5 protein-coding genes and 1 pseudogene are annotated in these 6430 nt (G+C 63.8%); 4 read left to right on the top strand and 2 right to left on the bottom strand.

All coding sequences use genetic code 11. The features are described from left to right. A partial coding sequence (locus tag A3764_RS23640; RefSeq protein WP_067952179.1) for a glycosyltransferase occupies positions 1 to 1439 on the bottom strand: 1439 nt, incomplete at its 3' end. A 157-nt stretch (positions 1440 to 1596) separates the two neighbouring features. On the opposite strand from A3764_RS23640, the pseudogene A3764_RS23635 reads away from it, so the two are divergent. Both A3764_RS23635 and A3764_RS23630 read left to right on the top strand, forming a co-directional pair. After that, positions 1597 to 2388: pseudogene (locus tag A3764_RS23635) on the top strand (sulfotransferase family protein). 397 nt (positions 2389 to 2785) lie between these two features. Beyond that, positions 2786 to 3208 (top strand): DUF4112 domain-containing protein, encoded by a 423-nt coding sequence (locus tag A3764_RS23630; RefSeq protein WP_067928376.1) that lies wholly within the window; start codon positions 2786 to 2788, stop codon positions 3206 to 3208. A gap of 57 nt (positions 3209 to 3265) precedes the next feature. Here the strand turns inward: A3764_RS23630 and ndk are convergent, their stop codons facing one another. Further along, positions 3266 to 3688, bottom strand: coding sequence for a nucleoside-diphosphate kinase (ndk, locus tag A3764_RS23625; protein ID WP_067928373.1), 423 nt, complete (start codon positions 3686 to 3688; stop codon positions 3266 to 3268). A gap of 211 nt (positions 3689 to 3899) precedes the next feature. Between ndk and A3764_RS23620 the strand changes: the two genes are divergently transcribed. Then, positions 3900 to 5759 (top strand): ABC-F family ATP-binding cassette domain-containing protein, encoded by a 1860-nt coding sequence (locus tag A3764_RS23620; RefSeq protein ID WP_067928368.1) that lies wholly within the window; start codon positions 3900 to 3902, stop codon positions 5757 to 5759. Further along, positions 5756 to 6406, top strand: coding sequence for a MarC family protein (locus A3764_RS23615; RefSeq protein WP_067928365.1), 651 nt, complete (start codon positions 5756 to 5758; stop codon positions 6404 to 6406). The genes A3764_RS23620 and A3764_RS23615 overlap by 4 nt, the downstream gene beginning before the upstream one ends. Positions 6407 to 6430: the final 24 nt, after the last annotated feature.

Raw genomic sequence — 6430 nt, 5'->3', positions numbered from 1 at the left:
GCTTCGCTGATGCTGCGGCCCGTGGCTGCCAGATAGGCGATGCCCGCGTCCCTTTTCGCGACCCCTGCTGCAAAGGTGGCGGCGCTGTCGCGACAGCCCGTGAGTGTATTGTCGATGTCGCAGGCGACGATGCGGCGCAGCCAGCGGGGGTTTTCGCCGGGGGCGGCGCAAAGATCCTGCATCAGCGCCTGCACCTCTTGCGCCCAACGGTCCCAATTGAACTCGGCACGGGCCTGACGTCTGGCGCGGGCAAGTTGCAGATCGGTTCCCGGGCGGTTCAGCCATTTCAGACACGCCTCTGCGATGGCGCCGGGCTTTTCCGGTTTCACCACGGTGCCGCCGCCGGTGATCTCAGCGATATCCACCGGCCCGCCGTTGGCGGTGGCCACGAACGGCAGACCGGTTTGCACCGCCTCCACCAATGTCAGCCCGAACGGTTCATAGAAGGCAGGATTCGCAAAGACGCCGCCCCGTTCCGCGGCAAGCCGGTAGAGCGCACCGATGTCCGAAGGCCTATGCCGACGCGGCAGGGCCACATGCCCCCAGAGGTCGTGGCGATCCACCTGATCGAAGAGCTCCGTGATCACTGCGTCCTGTTCTTCGCTGGCCCCGGTGATCCCTTCCCGCAGGCCAGCGACGATCACAAGGTTCGCCTTCTCCCGCAGATCGGCGCTTTCCCCGAAGGCGTTGATCAGGGCAACGAGGTTCTTCTTGCGCACGGGCCGCGCAATGGCGAGCACGATGGATTTGTCCGAGTCCCGCAGGAAAGGGGCCAGCAATTCCTCCGCCGCTTCGACCGATCCGGCTTCGGGCAGGGTGACGCCGGGATTGACGCGGTGCGTCCGGCCCCCCGCGTGGCAGCCATAGGCTTCGACCTGGCGCTCCGCCTCATCGCGGGAGGATACGATGATGCCAGCGGCCTTGCAGATCGCTTCGCGCTCCTGCGCGATGCGGGTCTTCATGGCGGGGGAATGTTGCGCCCCCTTTTTCCCCAGCCCCAGCGAATGGGGCGTGTAGAGGAACGGGATGCCGAATTCACGCTGCGCCGCCAGCGCCAATACGGCGGCATCCGCGAAATGCGCATGGATGATGTCCGGCAGGTGATCGGCATGGCGCAGGGCGTTCAGGAAAGCCCCCGTCATCTCGGGCAACTGGGCGTCCAGTTCTTCCTTGGGCAGGTAGCGGCTATCTTTCGTGCGGAGCCGCAGGATGCTGCATTTGTCGGAGATCTGTTCGCGCTCTTGGGAATGGATGCGACCCAGACCGGGGTCATCGAAGGCGCGGGTCAAGATGGTGACGGATCGGTTGTCGGACAGTTTGGCCTGTGCCTGCGCGGCGCCCAGAACATAGGCGATATGACCACCGGTATCGTCGGTAATACCGTATTGTATCGGCGGCGCCTTGAGGCAACCGCCGAGAGCGATGTGCATCACACGCATCACGACCTCGCTAAAATTTAACTATTTAACCTCACGGTGGTGTGAGCCTCCGTGTACCCACATAACAACAGTTCCCGGAAATCAGTTCCCGACATAAAAGGCTGGACCCGCCCCCGGTTCACCCTAGAAGTACCGGCAGCGGAAAAGAGGAGCGAAAATGGCACGTTATGTTTTCGTGGGTGGGTTGCACCGTTCGGGCACTTCGATCGTTTCGCGTATGATCGCCAGCCTCGAAAACGTCGCCTCCATCAGCGATGCGCCGGTGCCCGAAAACGAAGGCGTCTACCTGCAGGGGGCCATACCACACACGGCGTTGCACGGGCGGCCGATGCATTTCGCCACCGACCCCGCTCAGCACCACATCGAAGGCGGCAGCTTCGACCGGCTCGATGTGCGCGACAGGATCGCTTCGGATTGGGAGAAATGGTTTCAACCCCAAGATGCGCCTTGGCGGCTCGAAAAATCGCCTGTAAATTTTTCACGCATGCGGCTCTATCAGCAGCTTTTTCCGCTATCGCAGTTCATCGTCGTCATCCGTCATCCACAAGCGGTGGCGGGCGCGGTCGCCAAATGGGTGGACCTCGCCCAGGAGGAGGCATTGGACCACTGGATCGAGGCACACGGGCGGATGCAGGGTGACGCGGCGCATCTGCACAGCGTGATGATCCTGCGCTACGAAGACATCATGGAAAGGCCGCGCGCCCACATGGAGGCATTTGCCGCGTTTCTCCAACTGGAGCCCCGATACGACTTCGCCCTGCCCTCGGGTCACCGCAACGATGCCTACCCGGGCTGGACCNTCACGCCCGGGNNGGNANCNTNGCTTGCCGACTGGGGATACGGGCCGGGGATGGGGCAGCAGGATTACGTGCCAATCGTCCGCCACCCCCTGCGCGCGGTGCGCGAAGGGGTTTCAGCGGCACTCCGTCGGCAGACGCGGGAGAGCTGACCGGCGCTCTGTGCCACTGGCACAATCTTACCTGAATTGAGCCTCATTGGCGACATGCCCCCAAAGCAGCATAGCCTCGGGGCAGTCGGTTCCAAGGCTGCCTGACATACAGGAGGCAGACATGGCACGTACCGCGAAGATCCCTTCCGGTTCCGGTGATCCGAAACCGCCGAAACCACCGCGAGACCCCGGGCAGAAACCCCGACCCCGGCCAAAACCCATCATCACGGATTACGCCAGCATCTGATCCCGCCCACGCCCGGACCATCAAAAGAGTGACACCTTCGATCAGTCGCCCAAAGGGGCTTTGACCTGCCCGCAATCCAGCCGCTCTGGCCCGAGCGGAACCAGCCGTCCTTCGGTGCGTTCATCTGTAACGCGAAGCGAAGGGACCCCGATGAATACCGAAGAACACCCCCACACGCGGGATGTGGCCCGTCTGCGGCGACTGGCCCACCGGATGGACAAGGCGTTCCGCCTGCCGATCGTCGGCGTCCGCGTCGGATGGGATTCGATCCTCGGTCTCGTGCCCGGTATCGGCGACACACTGGCGCTGGCCCCCGCCGCCTATATCCTGAAAGAAGCACACCGCCTCGGTGCACCGCCCGCGCTTCTGGCCCGGATGGGGGCCAATACGGGCATCGACCTCGTGATCGGTGCAGTGCCGCTTATCGGTGACCTGTTCGACGTCGGCTGGAAATCGAATTCCCGCAATGTCGATCTGCTGCAGGATCATCTGGACCGGCAGATTGCCCGGGCGCCGCGCACCGAAGACGTCGAAGGGCGGCTTTCCTCACATCATCCGACGCTCGAAGGCTGAAACACGAAAGGGCCGCATCGCTGCGGCCCTAATGTCGTTCCGAAAATGGCAGTCGCTTCAGCCGACCAGTTCCATCCCGGCAAAGAAGTAGGCGATTTCGACCGCCGCGGTTTCCGGCGCGTCGGACCCGTGGACGGAGTTTTCACCGACGCTTTCGGCGAATTCCGCGCGGATGGTGCCCTCTGCGGCATCGGCGGGGTTGGTCGCACCCATCACTTCGCGGTTCTTGGCGATGGCGTTTTCGCCTTCCAGCACCTGCACCACGACCGGGGCGGATGCCATGAATTCGCACAGTTCGTCATAGAAGGGACGTTCGGCGTGCACGGCATAAAAGACACCCGCCTGCTCCTTGGTCATGTGGATACGCTTTTGCGCGATGATGCGCAGGCCCGCGTCCTCGAACTTGGCATTGATCTTGCCGGTCAGGTTACGGCGTGTCGCATCGGGCTTGATGATCGAGAAGGTGCGCTCGAGAGCCATGAATAACGTCCTTTCATAGAGCTAATTTGGCGGCGCGTTTAACACGCGCCCCCTGAGGGCGAAAGCCCCAATCGGGAGGCGCGAAGGGGACAACTCGGGGCCAGCGCGCCATGCAGCAGCCCGCCCGGATCGGCACCTGCCCCTTTTCACACCGGCTGCGCCGCGCGGCCAATGATTGACATGGGCCGGGCAACGCGTCAGAGGCTCGCCCATGCTACGTATCTCCGAAATCAATTACTCCGTCGAAGGCCGCCCCCTCTTTGAAGAGGCAAGCGCCGTGATCCCCGATGGCCACAAGGTCGGCCTCGTGGGGCGCAACGGCGCGGGCAAGACGACGCTCTTCCGCCTCATCCGGGGGGAGCTTACCCTTGATGCGGGCAGCCTGTCCCTGCCCTCGCGGGCGCGTATCGGCGGTGTCGCGCAGGAAGTCCCCTCTTCCGAAACATCGCTGATCGACACGGTGCTTGCCGCCGATGTCGAACGCGCAACCCTGCTGGCCGAAGCCGAAAGCGCCACCGATCCCGCGCGCATCGCGGATATTCAGACCCGGCTGGCGGACATCGACGCATGGTCCGCCGAAGGGCGCGCGGCCTCCATCCTCAAGGGGCTCGGATTTGACGACGCCCAGCAGCAGATGCCCTGCTCCGCTTTTTCGGGGGGCTGGCGGATGCGCGTGGCACTGGCCGCCGTGCTCTTTGCGCAGCCCGACCTGCTGCTGCTCGACGAGCCGACCAACTACCTCGATCTCGAAGGCGCGCTCTGGCTGGAAAGCTACCTCGCGAAATATCCCCATACCGTGCTGATCATCAGCCACGACCGGGGGCTACTGAATCGGGCCGTGGGCGGCATCCTGCATCTGGAGGACCGCAAGCTCACCTACTACCAGGGGCCCTACGACCAGTTCGCGCGCCAGCGGGCCGAACAGCGCGCGGTTCAAGCGTCGATGGCGAAAAAGCAGCAGGCCCGGCGCGAGCATATGCAGGCTTTTGTCGACCGGTTCAAAGCCAAGGCCAGCAAGGCGAAACAGGCGCAGTCGCGGCTCAAGATGATCGAGAAGATGGATATGATCACCCCGCCCGAAGAGGCGGCGCGCAAGGTTTTCACCTTCCCCGAGCCGGAGGAGCTGTCGCCCCCCATCGTCAATATCGAAGGCGGCGCGGTGGGCTACGTGCCGGGCACCCCGGTGCTGTCGCGGCTTGACCTGCGCATAGATCAGGACGATCGCATCGCGCTTCTGGGCCGAAACGGTCAGGGCAAATCGACGCTGGCGAAACTGCTGTCGGAACGGCTCGACCTCATGGCGGGGCGGCAGATCAAGGCGAACAAGCTGCGCGTGGGCTTCTTTGCCCAGCATCAGGTGGACGAGTTGCATGTGAACGAAACACCGCTGCAACATATGATCGCTGCCCGTCCCGGCGTGATGCAAAGCAAGCTGCGTGCACAGCTTGCGGGGTTCGGCCTTGGCCCCGACCAGGCCGAGACCGAGGTGGCGCGGCTTTCGGGCGGCCAGAAGGCGCGGCTGTCGCTGCTGCTGGCGACGCTCGACGCGCCGCATATGCTGATCCTCGACGAGCCGACGAACCACCTCGATATCGAATCCCGCGAGGCGCTGGTGGAGGCGCTGACCCGCTACTCCGGCGCCGTCATCCTTGTGAGCCATGACATGCACCTGCTGTCGATGGTGGCCGACCGGCTCTGGCTGGTCTCGGGCGGGACGGTCAAACCCTACGAAGACGACCTTGAAACCTATCGCAAGATGCTGCTGACGCCGGACAAACCCGTCGCCAAAAGCGCCCCGAAAAAACCCGAGGCAAAACCCAAGCGCGCCAGCCGGGACGACATCCTTGCCTATCGCTCAGAAGTGCGGAAAGCCGAAGCGCGGGTGGAGAAGATCAACGAGATGCGCGACAAACTCGCCAAGAAGCTGGCGGACCCTGCACTGTACGAAAACGACAAGGTGGGCGAGCTTGAGGTCTGGAACCGCAAGTACGCCGAAGTGATGGAAGCGCTCGAACGGGCGGAAGGCATCTGGATGTCGGCGCTCGACCGGCTGGAAAAGGCCACCGCATGACCTTTGACACCGCCTATATGATCACGGCGCTGGTGACGATGTTCGTCGTCGTCGACCCCATCGCCATTGCGCCGCTGTTCCTTGCGTTGACAGGCGGTCGGACGGCGGCACAGCGCCGGCGGATCGCGTGGCGGGCGGTGTTGGTTGCGGGCCTGACGCTGGCGGTCTTTGCCGCCTTCGGCGAGGCGGTGCTGCTGTTCATCGGCATATCCATGCCTGCTTTCCGCGTCGCGGGGGGCGCTTTGCTGTTCCTTACGGCCATCGACATGCTTTTCGAACGGCGCACCAAGCGGCGCGAGGATCGGGCCGAAGCCGCGACCGAGGAAAGCGGCGAAGATGATGACGACCCTTCCGTCTTTCCGCTGGCCATTCCCCTTATCGCGGGTCCGGGCGCCATTGCGTCTGTGATCCTGCTGACCGGGGAAAAGCCGGGGGCCGAAGGGCTCATCACCGTGCTGGCGATCACCGCGCTGACGCTGGTGGTCATGGCGCTGACGCTTCAGGCGAGCGGCTATCTCGAACGGGTCATCGGCAAGGTCGGCATCAACGTCATCACCCGGCTTCTGGGCATGTTGCTGGCCGCCCTGTCCGTGCAGTTCATCCTCGACGGGCTCATTGCCTTCGGTTTCGGGCCGGGAACGGGCTGAACTTCGGGCGGCAGCCCCTATATT

Source organism: Sulfitobacter sp. HI0129 (assembly GCF_001635395.1).
Classification (GTDB): domain Bacteria; phylum Pseudomonadota; class Alphaproteobacteria; order Rhodobacterales; family Rhodobacteraceae; genus Sulfitobacter.
Note: the sequence above shows the minus strand (reverse complement) of the source record. Positions and strands in the feature narration are given on the sequence as shown.

Coding starts and splice junctions, on each gene's coding strand:
- A3764_RS23620 (WP_067928368.1), top strand. CDS start 3,900: ATGCTACGTATCTCCGAAATCAATTACTCCGTCGAAGGCCGCCCCCTC.
- ndk (WP_067928373.1), bottom strand. CDS start 3,688: ATGGCTCTCGAGCGCACCTTCTCGATCATCAAGCCCGATGCGACACGC.
- A3764_RS23615 (WP_067928365.1), top strand. CDS start 5,756: ATGACCTTTGACACCGCCTATATGATCACGGCGCTGGTGACGATGTTC.
- A3764_RS23630 (WP_067928376.1), top strand. CDS start 2,786: ATGAATACCGAAGAACACCCCCACACGCGGGATGTGGCCCGTCTGCGG.